At 46.2% G+C, this 13,765-nt stretch carries 17 protein-coding genes and 1 pseudogene; 2 read left to right on the top strand and 16 right to left on the bottom strand.

Features of this window, described 5'->3' with window-relative positions; all coding sequences use genetic code 11:
• Positions 1-16 precede the first annotated feature (16 nt).
• From fliQ to GWP43_RS03815, 13 genes and pseudogenes are all read right to left on the bottom strand, one after another.
• A complete protein-coding gene (gene fliQ, locus GWP43_RS03870) occupies positions 17-289 on the bottom strand; it encodes a flagellar biosynthesis protein FliQ (protein WP_162662842.1) in 273 nt (90 codons plus the stop codon).
• 70 nt (positions 290-359) lie between these two features.
• Positions 360-1,169 carry a flagellar type III secretion system pore protein FliP gene (fliP, locus tag GWP43_RS03865; RefSeq protein WP_162662840.1) on the bottom strand — a complete coding sequence of 270 codons (810 nt, stop codon included), beginning with the start codon at positions 1,167-1,169 and terminating at the stop codon, positions 360-362.
• Positions 1,166-1,843 carry a flagellar biosynthetic protein FliO gene (locus tag GWP43_RS03860; protein ID WP_162662838.1) on the bottom strand — a complete coding sequence of 226 codons (678 nt, stop codon included), beginning with the start codon at positions 1,841-1,843 and terminating at the stop codon, positions 1,166-1,168. The genes fliP and GWP43_RS03860 overlap by 4 nt, the downstream gene beginning before the upstream one ends.
• An 85-nt stretch (positions 1,844-1,928) precedes the next feature.
• Positions 1,929-3,065, bottom strand: a complete 1,137-nt coding sequence (fliN, locus tag GWP43_RS03855) for a flagellar motor switch protein FliN (RefSeq protein WP_162662836.1) — start codon at positions 3,063-3,065, stop codon at positions 1,929-1,931.
• The gene (fliM, locus tag GWP43_RS03850) at positions 3,058-4,092 is read right to left on the bottom strand and encodes a flagellar motor switch protein FliM (RefSeq protein ID WP_016523505.1); all 1,035 of its coding nucleotides are present in this window, start codon (positions 4,090-4,092) and stop codon (positions 3,058-3,060) included. The genes fliN and fliM overlap by 8 nt, the downstream gene beginning before the upstream one ends.
• 7 nt (positions 4,093-4,099) lie before the next feature.
• On the bottom strand, positions 4,100-4,651 hold the full coding sequence (locus GWP43_RS03845; RefSeq protein WP_162662834.1) for a flagellar basal body-associated FliL family protein: 552 nt from the start codon (positions 4,649-4,651) through the stop codon (positions 4,100-4,102).
• 42 nt (positions 4,652-4,693) lie between these two features.
• Positions 4,694-5,410 carry a flagellar motor protein MotB gene (gene motB, locus GWP43_RS03840; RefSeq protein WP_162662832.1) on the bottom strand — a complete coding sequence of 239 codons (717 nt, stop codon included), beginning with the start codon at positions 5,408-5,410 and terminating at the stop codon, positions 4,694-4,696.
• 3 nt (positions 5,411-5,413) lie between these two features.
• A pseudogene (locus GWP43_RS03835) lies at positions 5,414-6,194 on the bottom strand (motility protein A).
• A 17-nt stretch (positions 6,195-6,211) separates the two neighbouring features.
• Positions 6,212-6,409 carry a flagellar FlbD family protein gene (locus GWP43_RS03830; protein ID WP_162662830.1) on the bottom strand — a complete coding sequence of 66 codons (198 nt, stop codon included), beginning with the start codon at positions 6,407-6,409 and terminating at the stop codon, positions 6,212-6,214.
• A gap of 23 nt (positions 6,410-6,432) precedes the next feature.
• A complete protein-coding gene (gene flgE / locus GWP43_RS03825) occupies positions 6,433-7,824 on the bottom strand; it encodes a flagellar hook protein FlgE (protein ID WP_162662829.1) in 1,392 nt (463 codons plus the stop codon).
• A 30-nt stretch (positions 7,825-7,854) separates the two neighbouring features.
• Positions 7,855-8,334 (bottom strand): flagellar hook assembly protein FlgD, encoded by a 480-nt coding sequence (flgD, locus tag GWP43_RS03820; protein WP_162662827.1) that lies wholly within the window; start codon positions 8,332-8,334, stop codon positions 7,855-7,857.
• A gap of 16 nt (positions 8,335-8,350) precedes the next feature.
• Positions 8,351-8,767, bottom strand: coding sequence for a flagellar hook-length control protein FliK (locus tag GWP43_RS14495; protein ID WP_230978015.1), 417 nt, complete (start codon positions 8,765-8,767; stop codon positions 8,351-8,353).
• Positions 8,721-9,686 (bottom strand): hypothetical protein, encoded by a 966-nt coding sequence (locus GWP43_RS03815; RefSeq protein WP_230978014.1) that lies wholly within the window; start codon positions 9,684-9,686, stop codon positions 8,721-8,723. The genes GWP43_RS14495 and GWP43_RS03815 overlap by 47 nt, the downstream gene beginning before the upstream one ends.
• 265 nt (positions 9,687-9,951) lie before the next feature.
• Here GWP43_RS03815 and GWP43_RS03810 point away from each other — a divergent pair, with 265 nt between their 5' ends.
• Together GWP43_RS03810 and GWP43_RS03805 are read left to right on the top strand one after the other, a co-directional pair.
• On the top strand, positions 9,952-11,235 hold the full coding sequence (locus tag GWP43_RS03810; protein ID WP_162662825.1) for a hypothetical protein: 1,284 nt from the start codon (positions 9,952-9,954) through the stop codon (positions 11,233-11,235).
• A gap of 64 nt (positions 11,236-11,299) precedes the next feature.
• Positions 11,300-12,085, top strand: coding sequence for a protein-ADP-ribose hydrolase (locus GWP43_RS03805; RefSeq protein ID WP_162662823.1), 786 nt, complete (start codon positions 11,300-11,302; stop codon positions 12,083-12,085).
• A gap of 256 nt (positions 12,086-12,341) precedes the next feature.
• Here the strand turns inward: GWP43_RS03805 and GWP43_RS03795 are convergent, their stop codons facing one another.
• The 3 genes from GWP43_RS03795 to GWP43_RS03785 all read right to left on the bottom strand — a co-directional run bounded on the left by GWP43_RS03795 (position 12,342) and on the right by GWP43_RS03785 (position 13,720).
• Positions 12,342-13,031, bottom strand: a complete 690-nt coding sequence (locus tag GWP43_RS03795; RefSeq protein ID WP_162662821.1) for a flavodoxin family protein — start codon at positions 13,029-13,031, stop codon at positions 12,342-12,344.
• Between the two features lie 3 nt (positions 13,032-13,034).
• The gene (locus GWP43_RS03790) at positions 13,035-13,226 is read right to left on the bottom strand and encodes a hypothetical protein (RefSeq protein ID WP_016523493.1); all 192 of its coding nucleotides are present in this window, start codon (positions 13,224-13,226) and stop codon (positions 13,035-13,037) included.
• A 155-nt stretch (positions 13,227-13,381) separates the two neighbouring features.
• On the bottom strand, positions 13,382-13,720 hold the full coding sequence (locus GWP43_RS03785) for a hypothetical protein (RefSeq protein WP_162662820.1): 339 nt from the start codon (positions 13,718-13,720) through the stop codon (positions 13,382-13,384).
• Between the last annotated feature and the right edge of the window lie 45 nt (positions 13,721-13,765).

Raw genomic sequence — 13,765 nt, 5'->3', positions numbered from 1 at the left:
GCCGCCTATAAGTTACCTAACCTTGCACCAGCTGAGGAATAATGTCGAAAAGGCGAACGGTATAATCCCGTAATACACTGAACATCCACCCACCCAAAAGCGCAAGCATACCCAAAATCGTCAAAATCTTCGGCACAAAGGTGAGCGTCTGTTCCTGAATGGAGGTAGTCGCCTGAAAAATCGCTACGATTAAGCCGACAACCAATGCCGCCAGCAAAACGGGGGCGGCTAATATAAATACCTGGAAAATACCCTCGCGCAAGAGATTGACAATCATCCCGATACTCATCGTTTTTCCTCCTTTTTATAAATGAACGTCTCTAAAAACGCCGGTTAGAGTTTTGGATGCACCAACTCTCCTACAAGAATGACTGAAAGAGCTGACCGACCAATAAATTCCAACCGTCCACCAGCACAAATAAAATCAGCTTAAACGGCATCGAAATCTGTACCGGCGGCAACATAATCATACCCATCGACATCAGGATACTCGCGACAACCATGTCGATGATGATGAACGGCAGATAGAGGAATATACCAATCTGGAAAGCGACAGTCAGCTCGTGCAGGATAAATGCAGGGATTAACACATGCGTAGGAACGTCGGCGAGCGTATTAGGCTTCTCCATACGGGCAAGCGACATACAGAGTCTGATATGAGAGGGATCATGCGCCATCTGCTTATACATAAAAAGACGCAACGGTTTTTCCGCTTCGGTATAGGCGGTTTCGATATTGATTTGCCCGTCCGCCATCGGTTTAAAGGACTTATTGTATATGTCCGTAAATGTCGGCCACATAATAAAAATCGTCAAAAAGAGTGCAATGCCGTTGAGTACCTGCGTAGGCGGCACCTGCTGCAGCGACAGCGCGCGTTTAATAAAATCAAGCGCAATACTGAGCCGTAAGAACGACGTCGTCAAAAGGAGAATGCTCGGCGCAAGGGTAATCAGCGTTATTAAAAGGAGCAGCTGAATGGAAAACGCTACTTCCCGATTATTCTGAGGTTCGCGGATATTCAGATTGACAAAAGGCACGCGGGTCGTCTCACGCGTTGCATCTATTTCGGTACGGCCGGTCTGTGAAGTACCGGTATTACTCTGTGCGGACAGCGTTGCGGGGATACAAAACAGGCAGATGCAGGCAATACCTATTGCAAGTTTTTTCATCGGCCTTCCCTCCCCGTGTCGTATTCCGCTCCTTGCGGGGTTTCACCTTCCTGTGCCGCGCTTGAGTTTTGCAGACGTCCACGCTGCTTGGCTAAAAACGAATCGAAAGGATTAGCATCCGCTTCTTTGGGTTTTGCCGCAGGGAAAAAGGTATGGAGTAATGAACTGAAGCTTTGCTTCGGACCGGCCGTTTGTGCCGCATGCAGATTCATCGCATCGATCAGTTCTTTATCGGTGATTTCCGCAATCAGCGACAATGAAGCATCCGAAGCGCCGATCAAATAGGCTTTATCGATAAGGGTTACAATATACAGAGTTTTATTAGGTGCGAGCGGCAAATTTGCGACGTTTTTTAAAAAAGGATCATCGCCGGCGGTAAATTGCTTTGAACGGCGAATAAAATACAGCACTCCGTAAATGAGCATACACACAGCTGCTAAGGATATAATGAGCTGCAATAACAGAGAAAAAGTTGAACTTCTTGAAGTACGCGGCGTGGGAACATCTTGTACCGGCAGCGCCGTTTCATCCGTCTGCAACACGATTGAGGTTTCTCCATGTGTGACAGATAAATCATTATCGGCCGCCGCAACGGCATCATCCGCAAACGCACGCACGGCGCCGCAGATCAAAAGAAAAGAGAAGAGTATTACTTTATACGAATCTTTATGCATTTCCCCCACCCAATGCCCGCTTTCGTTCTGAAAGATAGTAGGAAGCCTCTAAAAACTTTGCTTTTAGAGGTTCGCAATAAATCGACTATGTATCGCTGATACGTTCAGCCGGTGACAAAATTTCGGTAACACGAACACCGAAATTTTCATCGATAACGACAACTTCCCCTTTTGCAATCGGTTTATGATTCACTAAGATATCCACCGGCTCACCGGCAAGCTTATCCAATTCGATAATATGACCTTCACCCATACTTAAAATTTCTTTAATCATCTTGCGGGTACGCCCGAGTTCGACGGTCATCTCCATGAACACGTCCATAATCAGTCCGATATTTCCCTGTTCCGCTTCGGTTACCCCGTTAAGGAGAGGGGAAAACTGTACGGACTGCACATTCGGATTCATACCGGGCATCACCATTCCGCCCTGAGCCTGTGCACTACTTTGCATTTGCATTCCCATACCCATCGGTTGCTGCCCCATTTGTGGCATTCCATTCATCGGCATATTCATTGCCCCCATTGCGCCTCCTTGCTCAGGAGTAGCCTGTACCGGAATAGGTTGCACAGGCGCTACCTGCGGATCACTTGCCGTTTTATTTAATTTATCAGCAATTTGTTCCGCTGTTTTTTTTGCGATAATCTCCCATAAATTGAAGGCTGTCCCATCAATTGTAACCGAATATGTTAAAAGTGCAAAGTCCTGCGAAAGCCGTACCATTGCTTTAGGTACATGATGAGCCTCAGCAGGCATATTAGTAACACCTTTAATATCTTGACCGTCAAACGCACTGATTTCTTTTCCGACGTATTGCGCAATTGTTTCACTGATAACGGAAAGAGCCATATCGTCAATTGTAACGCTCTCCTCATTGTTTACGAGACCTACCAGCTTTTCGGCGAATTCGGGAGCCAATACGAACAGGTGATCGCCCGTCAGCGCTCCGTCAAAATCAATGGTAACGGCGACCGCCATATCCGGCACTTTCTGCAAAAAGGCTTCACGACCACTCAGTTCGATGACAGGATTGGACACGGAGACGGTTTTGCCGGTCATTGAATCCAGATTCGCAGAGAGTGCGAGAACATTCCCGTCAAAAAACTTCTGTAAGGCTTCTTGACGTGCCGGTGTAAGCGCTCCGTCCGCAGGCGCACTCCCGGAACCACCCATACCCGACAACAACGCATCTATTTCGTTCTGAGAAATGGACCCATCACTCATATAATTCCTCCTGATCAGCACTTAGCTCTTCAAATTCATCCTGATTGATATCCTCAATCTTTTCCAATATTTGTACGGCAACCTTATTTCCCACAACGCCGGGCTGACACCAGAACTTCTTTCTGCTACCGACACTAAGCGTAAACGGATGCCCCACTCTCGTATCAGTCAGTCGTACCACATCGCCTGCACGAAGATTAAGCACATCCCGTACCGGCAGTTTGAGCGAACCCACTTCGGCAACAACATCCATATCTACCGTAGAAAGCTTTTCTTTCAGTACGCCCATATACTGCGTTGTCGAACTTCTGCGTACCGACGAGAACCAGAACTGGCTGGAAAGTTTTGAAATGATCGGCTCAATTGTAATGTAAGGAATACAGAAGTTCATCATGCCTTCTTCTTCGCCGACCTTTGTTTCGAGCGTTACCAAAACAACCATTTCGGAAGGCGGTACAATCTGTGCGAACTGCGGATTCGTTTCAATCTGCCCTAAGCGAGGCCGTAAGTCGATAACCTGCGTCCATGCCTCGCGCATATTCGCCAAAATACGCACGATGACCCCTTCCATAACAGAGGCTTCGATGTCGGTTAATTCTCGCTGCACCATCGTGCCCTGTCCCGTACCGCCGAAGAGTCGGTCGATGATGGAGAAGGTAACGGAAGGGTCTATTTCCAAAACGGCATTTCCCTTCAGCGGATCCATGTTAATTACGGCCAGCGTAGTCGGCGTAGGGATTGAACGGATAAACTCTTCATACGTCAGCTGATCAACGGAGGCAACGTGTACGTGAGCCATGCTCCGCAGCTGAGCCGAAAGAGCGGTAGTAGTCAAACGCGCAAAGGTTTCATGCATAATTGAAACGGTACGCATCTGCTCCTTAGAGAATTTATCCGGACGCTTAAAATCATAAATTTTGATTTTGCGCGTATCGTTAACCGGTCTAAACTCCTCCGCCTCGGTATCCCCTGAGCTGATTGCAGTGAGAAGCTGGTCTATTTCGTCCTGCGATAATACTTCAGTCATACAATCCCTATTGTTCTATAATATCATATTGAGTAAAAGCGACCGCTTTTATCTTCGACTTCGATAGTATATTGTCATTGATTTGATTGCGTATCTCAATTTTAATTTTCTCTTCTTGCTTCAGTTCCGCAATCGTTTTGCTTTGGAAATAACCGCGAAGAAAATCCTTTAATTCAACCAGCCGTGCCGTCAGTTCCTGCGAGGTTGTCTTGTCGTTTTGCGGATATCCGAGCTCAACGTTGACGACAACGGTGCCCGGTGTAACATCCTTGGTAAATGTTTTTACAGCACCGATTGCAGAATAATATTGCAGCATTTCACGCGAATCGCGGTATTCTTCCGCAATGGGGTATTCGGACTGAGATTGCCCTCGCTTTGACATGAGATTAACCGTAATAACAACAACCGTTACGATAAAAATCAAAGCAGCAAGCGTAATGGCAATGTATTTAAGAAGCGTCGGAATAAGCCCCGCCTTTTTAGCCTTTACCGGATTATCGACACCGATGTTTTCATCCATTCCATGCTCATCAGTCAAATTTGTATGCTCGTCAGCCATTGTGGTTACTCCTCTTTCTCCTAGTAAATCTTTCAGGACACACTAAAAATGTGCATCATCCAAAATAATAATATCAACCCGCCTATTGTAGGCACGCCCTTCTGCAGTCTCATTGGAATAGACAGGACGAGTATCTGCATAGCCGGCAATAGAAAACTTATCTTCCTGTACACCAAAGTCAGTCAAATTATGTAATACGTTGATTGCGCGGGCAGCTGATAGTTCCCAGTTGCTTGTCCACTTTCCGGCAAGCGCATCACTCGAATCGGTATGTCCTTCAATACGGAAACGTCGAGCCGCTAATTCTTTATCGGATAAAAATTGCGCAATTTTCAACAATGTTTCGCGACTTTCTTCAATATTCAGCTCTGCACTGTTCCGTGCAAAAAAGGCATCCGCTGCAAGGGAAATAACAATCCCCCGTTCGTCGCTGGTAACGGCGATCTTAGTGGTCTTTATTTCAGGCGTGAAAATCGACACAGCTTTTTTTAAAGCGGTTCCGAGCAGTTTCCCTTTTTCCATCGACGGCATGGAGCTGATAGTATTACCGAGATCAGCAAGTTTCCCCGCCGATAACGAAATTGAACCGCCGGTCGGGTCGCCGCTGATAGACGCCGATAATGCCTGCAGACGGGTAATATCGACTTCGCTCGGTTCATACAACATAACGAAGAAGCAAAGCATCAGCGTAACCATATCGCCGTACGTTGTCAGCCATCCGCTCCCGGGAGCGTTCGCGCCTTTCTTTTTCCGTGCCATAGGCTAATCCTTTATCAGCTCGGATTCCAAAACTTTCCGATCCTTCGGATCAAGATACGTAAGCAATCGCTGTGCAAGAATACGTGGGTGGTCGCCTGATTGGATACCGAGTATTCCCTCTATAATCATTTCCTTTGACCGTACTTCCAAGTTATTCTGATAGGCGAGCTTTGACGCCATCGGAATAAGCAACCAGTTTGCCATCATAGAGCCGTAAAACGTCGTAACCAACGCAACTGCCATGTTCGGCCCTAACGAACTCTTATCTTCGATATTCAGCAACATACCGATAAGACCGATAACCGTTCCCAACATTCCGAAGCCGGGGGGCAAGTGTTGCCCATGCGTTTATTAATGATATCCATTTATTATGCCGCTCTTCCATCTGCGTCAATTCGTTTTCCATCGACACACGGATAGCTGCTCCGTCGATACCATCGATAACATTGCGCAAACCGGTGCGAAGAAAGTCATCTTCAAAATCCTGGATTTCTTCTTCCAACGCTAAAAGACCGGTACGGCGGCTCTTTTCGGACAAGGCAACGAGTTTTTGCACCATTTCTTTTTCTTTATAGTCGGCAACTTTAAACACCCTGCCCATAACTTTAAAGATACCGATAACATAAGAAAGCGGGTACGTTAAGAATAAACACATATACGAACCGCCGATTGTGATGAACATCGAAGGCACGTCGATAAGTCCGCCGAGCGAGCTTCCCATGAAAGCGCCGAACATAACGACAGCAATACCGCCGAATATACCTATAAATGATGCTATATCCATAACTTAAGACAGCTCCCTTACATTTCGTTTTTAAAGATACCGATACATTTGCGGTACGCGACAATAGCATCGAGCAAGGCCTCAGGCGTTTCTTTTATCACAAAGCTCTTGCCCGACAGCATGTGCAGCGTTACATCGGGGTTACAGTCTATCGTTTCAATCTGATGGGGATTTATCCAATACTGTGTACCGTTAAGCCGCGTAACCTTTATCATAATGTATCCTTCATATTACCTTATTACCGTTTCAAATTCAATACGGTTTCAAGCATTGTATCAGACGTTTGGATGGTTTTAGCTCCTGCTTGGAATCCGCGCTGCGTAATAATCATATCGGTAAACTGATCGGTTAAATCGACATTGCTCATTTCAAGGGTACCGGCAATCAATTTACCCTTTCCCATAACGCCCGAAGTAGTGATATTGGCGATACCGGAGTTATTCGACTGAATATAGGTATTTTCACCTGCTTTTTCCAAACCGCCTTGGTTTGCAAAGCCCGCCATCGCAAGCTGACCGATCTCGTTGCTTACGCCGTTGGAGTACACACCGGTGATAATACCGCTCTGGTCAATCTTAAAATTTTCAAGATACCCCATTGCATACCCGTCCTGCTCGTAGGCCTTGGTGGTGCTGCGTTCGGCGAATTGGGTAATCGTATTGCGAGAAGTACCGATCTCACCTAAGTTGATATCGAAGGTGTGGCGGACGGGAGCACCGTCTTCTCCGGCTGTCGCACCGGGAACGTTATATGAAACTTGCACGAGCACTTGTCCTGCTGCGGCGGAGGCGTTTCCTGCCGTATCGGTAACCGAAGCAAGGTGTCCGTAGTTATCGAAGGTAACGGTGAACGTGTTGCCGGTTCCTTCGGTAGTGCCGACGCCCGTGCGCGTTGCCGTTGCTTCTGCGTTTTCAGGGTCAACATTGACTGTTGCGAGCCACTGGTTCTGAGTGCCCGGGACGCGCGAAAAACTTAAATTCAGTTCATGAGTTTCACCGAAGGTATCATATACTTTAAACTCGGTTGTCCATGTCGATTCCAAGGTTTGAGCGCGGTTTGCGTTTTCGGGAAGCTCCGGCAGTCGCTTGTCGAGGTTACAGGCATAGTTCACCGAGGTGGTTGCACGAGCGTCGATCTTCTGCCCGATCGGGATGATGAGGTCTTCCGTCTGTGCGGAGGTGTTGATAAGGCGGGTACCGTCTACTTCCTGTGCCATCCAGCCCTGCACGCGCATACCGTTTGCGGGGTTCACCATCGTGCCGTCTTTATCGACACCGAAGGCTCCGGCGCGGGTATAAAAGCTCTTTTCACCCGACTTGAGTACGAAGAAACCGTTTCCCTGTACCGCGATATCGGTATTGATACCGGTTGACTGCAAGGCGCCCTGCGTATGCACGGTGTCGATGCTGGCAACCATAACGCCAAGCCCGACTTCTTTCGGGTTCACGCCGCCGACTTCTTCGTTCGGACGGGAAGCGCCGCTCAACTGCTGAGAAATCAAATCCTGAAAATTGACCCGTCCGCGCTTAAAACCAGTCGTGTTTACGTTTGCAATATTGTTACCGATAACATCCATTCTCGTTTGGTGATTCTGCATTCCGGAAACACCGGAAAATAATGACCGCATCATATCTGTATCTCCTCTCTTCTATTATATAGTTTAGTTATTTGCATAGACGGTTTGTACATCCGACCATGCATACCATTTGCCGTTAACCTGTACCTGCGGGTTTTCGCCGCGGGTTGCAGCCGTAATGGTTCCCGAAACGGTACCGCTGCTTTGCTCGATATCTACCTGCTTACCGACCACATTGACCGCCGAAGAATCTCCGATCAGTCTATTCAGTGTGCCGAAGCTCTGGTTCATATTTGTCAGCTGCTCAAGCGACGTAAACTGCGCCATCTGAGCGACAAACTGAGTATCCTCCAGCGGGCTGGTAGGATCCTGATGAGTCAGCTGTGCTACGAGCAACTGGAGAAAATCGTCTTTTCCCAACTCCTGCTTCGGCTTTCTCCCCTCCGGAAAATTCTGTTTATTGATTGTGTCTACTTCCATGTTGAGCCGAGCCTTTTCTTCCGGACTCATTTCAAAAGAAGGCATCGGAATTCCGTTTCCCTGCGCTACCGTACCGATATTCATAGTTTCTTACCTCCGCTTACGCAAATACATTCACCGCTTGATCTTGCCCGAATGCGTAGACAGTTTCAGTATCGGCATAACGATTACCCTGCATTACCTCAAGCCGGTCATTTTGTGCAAATAATTCATTAAATTGACTGTTCTCACCATCAAATTGCCGGCCGCCGCCTTCGCCCGACCAGCTGACATCGAATTGCGCACTCGCGAATCCGCCCTGTTCAAAGGCTTTTGCAAGCTGTTCAATGCTTTCTTTGAACGCTTCGTATGCTTCTTTTGATCCCGTGATAATCTTCCCGACGATTTTCTTCCCGCCGGCCAATTCCAAATTGATTCTGATGTTGCCGAGATGCGCGGGCTGCATCTGCAAGCGGATGACGCCTGCGTTGTTATCCTGCAGCACAATCCGCCCTGCCTGCACAAAGTCGGGCGCCATATCCTGCACCTGCTGCGCAACCAACGAGGCAAAACTCGGCCCGCCGCTCTCCTGTGCCCCCCTGCGTACCATTTGCAGCGGTGCCCAAACCTGCCGTCATACTGCGGAAGTCCGCCGCCATATCAACCGACGGCGCATTGGTAACCCGCACGGCGGCGCCCGCTTCGTGTACGGAACCGTCCGCAACAACCGGAGCGGCATTCACCGTGCGCTCATCTATAATAGTAAACACCGGCTTGTGCTGTTTTACCTGCTGTGCCTTTGTGCTTTTTTCGAGAGTGCTATCCGCGGCGAGCTCATCAGCATTTTTCCTTTGCTTTCCGGACAGTTCTTCCATGCCGGAAGCCGCTACACCTACAGCCAAGCCGGATTCCGTTTTGCCGTTTTTCTGTTTTTTCAACTGCTGCGCTTCTTCGGCAGATAGTAAAGCGGCTCCCTCAGCCCCGATTTCCGGCTCCGCTTGAGCAAACATCGAAGTTTGAAGCTGCTTATCCGCGCCGTTTTCAAGCGCATTCTTTACATCGATCCCGTCTTCAAAGGCAAGCAAAACGTCCGCGTCTGCAAGCGCTTCGGCAGCTTCCCCTTCCCGTGCATCTGCTTCGGCAAGGTGTTGTGCGCGCATATCGCTGTGTTTCCCGGCTTTGTTCTTTAACCGGGATAATTCGGTTTGCGCCGCAGCATTTTTTTTACGCTCAGTCTGTTCCGACGCCTCTTGAGCCAATGCGGTGCTGCCGGATATTTTTTCTTCTCCCGCAGTACGGCTGTCGGTCTCCTCCGCCATCAGCTTTTTTATTATATCAATAAAGGATGAGCCCTTCACATCAGGTTCTTTTGCATTTTTTTTATCCTGATTACTTGACTGTACCGCATCCGTGTAATTGACCGGCTGCATATCGTTCTGGACATCAAGTGCTTGCATATATTGAACCTCCAATTTGCCTCTATATAGATAAACTTTCGTCTTTATGATTTTCGGCTTTTTTTCAGCCTTATTGAGAAAGAAAAGAGACAAAATGGGAAAGATTTTATAGAATAAGCAAAACATCTACTGGAATTTTTTGCGCTTTTACGCAAAAATATTCAGTAGATGTGGAAAATATCATTTTTAATGCACTGAAAATCCGCGGGCTCAATGTTGATGTCGGGGTTATTACACAATTGGAGTATTGAAAATAGGAGTAACTATGATTACCGTTTTTGAACAGGAACTTGAGAAGGGTACCGGTGTACCGTATCTTTTGCTGAAAAAAGGCTGTATTCAACCTTCGGAGCAAATTGAAGAAATCTTATATGCTAACATTATAGAAAACAAAGCCTACGATCCGCAATGTGAAGGCAGCCGCACCGAATATCTGTACGATCTCTTGGAATTATATCCGCACAGAGAAAAAATCGACGAGCGCGTTATCGCATATTTTAACACAATGGACGATAGAGATTGGGGCGAATTGCAGGTATTCGGATTTGTACGGAAGCTCGCCGAGTCGAGGCGGTTCGATAAGACCGAGCTGTACAAAAAATTCGAACAGTATGCCGAAGAAGATATGTATAATGGCATGATCGGCTTGAGCGATTTACTGCTGCTCGATAAATATGAGGCGGTTGTATACCTCGCTCGTTATTTCAGTACCCATATTACAGAAGATAATAAAAAAGAGTTTATCAACTCTACTTTTTACGATATATATGCGGAAGATATCGGATACACTGAAGAGGAGCTGACAGAAAAGCTCCGCAACGAACATGATGCGGCAATCGACCGCTATCTCGCAATCGCGCACATAAAACGAAAGACACGAAGGAAAAAACCAAAACAGTATACGGCGGATACAGCCATTGCACTGTTGAAAAGAAAACCCTTCCCAACCCGACTGGAACGTATCAGCCTTTGGAGATGGGTACGAAGACGTGCAAGCGAAGCCGATATCCAAAAACTTTCGAATATATTTCTTGAAGCTGAACTGCCGTTGAAAAAAAGACTTATCCGATTATTCGAAGAACGGCAAATCAAAATTCCTGCACAGGTACTCTTCGATTCTTTTGAAGCAACTGAAAATAAGTCGTTTCGGCAAGATATTATCGAAGCACTTGTTCCCTTCAATGATCCTGCCGTCTATGATTTTTTAAAAGACCGGTATGACGACAATACCAGAAATGCCTTTATAAAAGTCTGCTTGAAATATTACTCTGAAAACAAAAAGACCAAGCTTTTTAACTTGCTTGAGCTGTGCACTATCTTCGATATACATGAGATACAATATACGGCTCTAGAGTCAAAGGCGTTAGCCGAAGATCCCGTGTTTAACGATATTCTCCGGATACTGTATCGTAACATGAAATGCTCCCTCTGCCGCAACAGAATCGTTGAAAAGATGATTGAACGCCATTGCATTGACGATAATCTCTATGAAGAAATACAATGCGATGTAGATCCCGATACACGGGCATTGGCACGGATGGGGCGATAGTAAGCAGCGGTAGAATGAGGGGCGTATATTTCCAAAATATTGTTGCATTTTAAGGAAGGGAAAGATGACACAAAATGACCGGCGTATTTTTTTAATCGAATATCTTTTAAGGGAAAATCCCAACTATCGCGATGTGCAGATGCCGGATGATGAGGATGAACAGAAGAACCTGCTCCGCTCTCTGATGAACATTCGGCCGCCGCAGCATACAAGCGAAGAGTTCCTGCGCATACAGGACAGCTATTTACAGGAGGCGATCCGGCAGCGCGGCATTACCGGCCTTGCCGATTTAAAACCGGTTACCGGACGGGGCAACGGGGATTGGTATGTGAGGAGGGGCGACATTACAACGCTTAAGGTCGATGCGATTGTGAACGCGGCGAACAGCGGCATGACCGGATGTTGGCAGCCCTGCCATGCGTGCATCGACAACTGCATCCACACCTTCGCGGGGGTGCAGCTACGTGCCGTGTGTGCCGGCATCATGCAAAAACAAGGACACGAAGAGCCGACCGGAACCGCAAAGATTACGCCTGCGTTCAATTTACCGTGCAAGTATGTGCTGCATACCGTAGGGCCGATTATCAGCGGTCAACTTACCGACCGCGACTGCATGCTGCTTGCAAACTGCTACACGTCCTGCCTGAACCTCGCAGCCGAGAACGGCGTAAAATCTATTGCCTTTTGCTGTATTTCCACCGGTGTATTCCGGTTCCCTGCTCAAAAAGCAGCGGAGATTGCCGTCTCAACGGTTGAAGACTGGAAAGCAAAAAACAACAGCACAATGAAAATCGTGTTTAATGTATTCAGCGAACAGGATGAAGCCATTTATAACAAATTGATGTCTTGAGACATCCCCTGCTGCTATAAGTAGCGAAAATGCGTCGAGACAATCTGTGTTACACTTGCCGCCGCAATTATCGTTTTTACAAACAAAGATCTCTTCTTTGAAAAACGCCATATAGGGAGAATATTGGAAAGCTGAATTTCGGGAAGGGAAGCTTGATTTCTGCACACTATACAAATAGAATATCTTTCATTGTTATAGGTCGTTCTTAAACGGAAAATTTGAAAATTCATGATATTATAAGGGCTGAAAATCTTACTTATTTCCACGGACGGTTTTTATCCCGCCATCCCTTTTCCTGCCAATAATCCGTATCTGCCCGATTCCGGACTTTATTTTGTAAGAGGCGCATGATATTGAACATCAGTTTTGTTTTTATTCCGGGCTTCGCTTTACCATACTTATCGGTAATTTTTTTTGCAAGAGAGCTTAATGCTTTATCTATGGATTTTTTAATTTTTTCACTTACATCTTGCCATTTTACAGCCCGAACAGCTTTGCCGTATGTGTAAATTTCAGCAACTCCCCAAAAAAACAAACTGTCTGCCATATCTTTATTTGCAAATTTCATACCCCCACCCGCGGCAGTGGAAATACACACACCCTGCTTCGAAAACATTGTTTCCTCCGGCCGGTGTACCATCCAACGATATCCGTAATGATCTAAAAATGCTTTCATAGAACCCGTTGGGTGCATTACATATACGGGACTTGCAAGAATAATCAAATCGGCTTTGTCTATCGTCTCGGTAATAGGGTTAAGTCTGTCAAAATGCGGACATTGTTTTTCCGATTCTAAAAAACACTTTGTACAACCGGTACAAAACTCACCGAAATCTTTCGGCAAAAAAAACTCTTTTATGTTTCCTCCGACTTTCAATGCCAGATTGCTCGCAATATGATATGTTGATCCCTTATGATTTTGTCCGTGTATAATCACTGTTTCCATCGTCTAAAAATCATCTCCTCGGATTTCGATTTTACCGTTTATTTCATTGACGATGATATGATGATTCTCATCTTCAATAATTGTGTTCCATGTATTTTCCATGCGGCTTGAATTTTCCGGAATATTTTTTTCGTGCAAAAACAGAGATAGATTCAATAATTCATATAAATCTTCTTTAACCGCTTCTCTTACCATAATCACAACTCCCCGGCGATTTTCAGCTGCCCTATTATACCACAAGTATTGAGCACTATCTATGTTTAAAAGATTGATTCGGTAGATCCTTGTTTGAAGAGCTTTGTTGCTGTAAGAGATGAGCAAAAAAAGATATTAAAAGGGTTAGCGATGGGTTATCCTACGGCAGTCATCACTTTACCGATAAAGTAAATTCCCCAGATTACTCCGCCTATAATCAACAGCCTTACCAGAGACAGAAAAGCGATGGACCATGACTTTCTTTTTATATTTGTATCTCTTTGAAAACTCAAAGCAATAACAGCAAACTTCAATAAAATGCTGATGATGGCTATGGTTAGTCCGTACCGGAAAACAAGACCTACCATAAAAAAGCCGATCTCCACACTTCCAAGTCCCAGTGAAAAACCGATAACAAAGCATACACAAAGAGTGATGTCTAGGGCTATGGAGCCCCACAGTGTATATTTAATGAGCTTTTCGCTTTTATCCATACAAAGTTCCATACATTTGATGTTACCCTACTTAATCCAAATGAA

The organism is Treponema vincentii (assembly GCF_010365865.1).
Lineage (GTDB): Bacteria > Spirochaetota > Spirochaetia > Treponematales > Treponemataceae > Treponema.
This window is presented reverse-complemented; position numbering and strand designations above follow the sequence as displayed.

Bases quoted from the DNA above. Each gene is read 5' to 3' on its own strand.
- fliQ (WP_162662842.1), bottom strand. From the start codon at position 289: ATGAGTATCGGGATGATTGTCAATCTCTTGCGCGAGGGTATTTTCCAG.
- fliP (WP_162662840.1), bottom strand. From the start codon at position 1,169: ATGAAAAAACTTGCAATAGGTATTGCCTGCATCTGCCTGTTTTGTATC.
- GWP43_RS03860 (WP_162662838.1), bottom strand. From the start codon at position 1,843: ATGCATAAAGATTCGTATAAAGTAATACTCTTCTCTTTTCTTTTGATC.
- fliN (WP_162662836.1), bottom strand. From the start codon at position 3,065: ATGAGTGATGGGTCCATTTCTCAGAACGAAATAGATGCGTTGTTGTCG.
- fliM (WP_016523505.1), bottom strand. From the start codon at position 4,092: ATGACTGAAGTATTATCGCAGGACGAAATAGACCAGCTTCTCACTGCA.
- GWP43_RS03845 (WP_162662834.1), bottom strand. From the start codon at position 4,651: ATGGCTGACGAGCATACAAATTTGACTGATGAGCATGGAATGGATGAA.
- motB (WP_162662832.1), bottom strand. From the start codon at position 5,410: ATGGCACGGAAAAAGAAAGGCGCGAACGCTCCCGGGAGCGGATGGCTG.
- GWP43_RS03830 (WP_162662830.1), bottom strand. From the start codon at position 6,409: ATGATAAAGGTTACGCGGCTTAACGGTACACAGTATTGGATAAATCCC.
- flgE (WP_162662829.1), bottom strand. From the start codon at position 7,824: ATGATGCGGTCATTATTTTCCGGTGTTTCCGGAATGCAGAATCACCAA.
- flgD (WP_162662827.1), bottom strand. From the start codon at position 8,334: ATGAATATCGGTACGGTAGCGCAGGGAAACGGAATTCCGATGCCTTCT.
- GWP43_RS14495 (WP_230978015.1), bottom strand. From the start codon at position 8,767: ATGGCGCCCGACTTTGTGCAGGCAGGGCGGATTGTGCTGCAGGATAAC.
- GWP43_RS03815 (WP_230978014.1), bottom strand. From the start codon at position 9,686: ATGCAAGCACTTGATGTCCAGAACGATATGCAGCCGGTCAATTACACG.
- GWP43_RS03810 (WP_162662825.1), top strand. From the start codon at position 9,952: ATGATTACCGTTTTTGAACAGGAACTTGAGAAGGGTACCGGTGTACCG.
- GWP43_RS03805 (WP_162662823.1), top strand. From the start codon at position 11,300: ATGACACAAAATGACCGGCGTATTTTTTTAATCGAATATCTTTTAAGG.
- GWP43_RS03795 (WP_162662821.1), bottom strand. From the start codon at position 13,031: ATGGAAACAGTGATTATACACGGACAAAATCATAAGGGATCAACATAT.
- GWP43_RS03790 (WP_016523493.1), bottom strand. From the start codon at position 13,226: ATGGTAAGAGAAGCGGTTAAAGAAGATTTATATGAATTATTGAATCTA.
- GWP43_RS03785 (WP_162662820.1), bottom strand. From the start codon at position 13,720: ATGGATAAAAGCGAAAAGCTCATTAAATATACACTGTGGGGCTCCATA.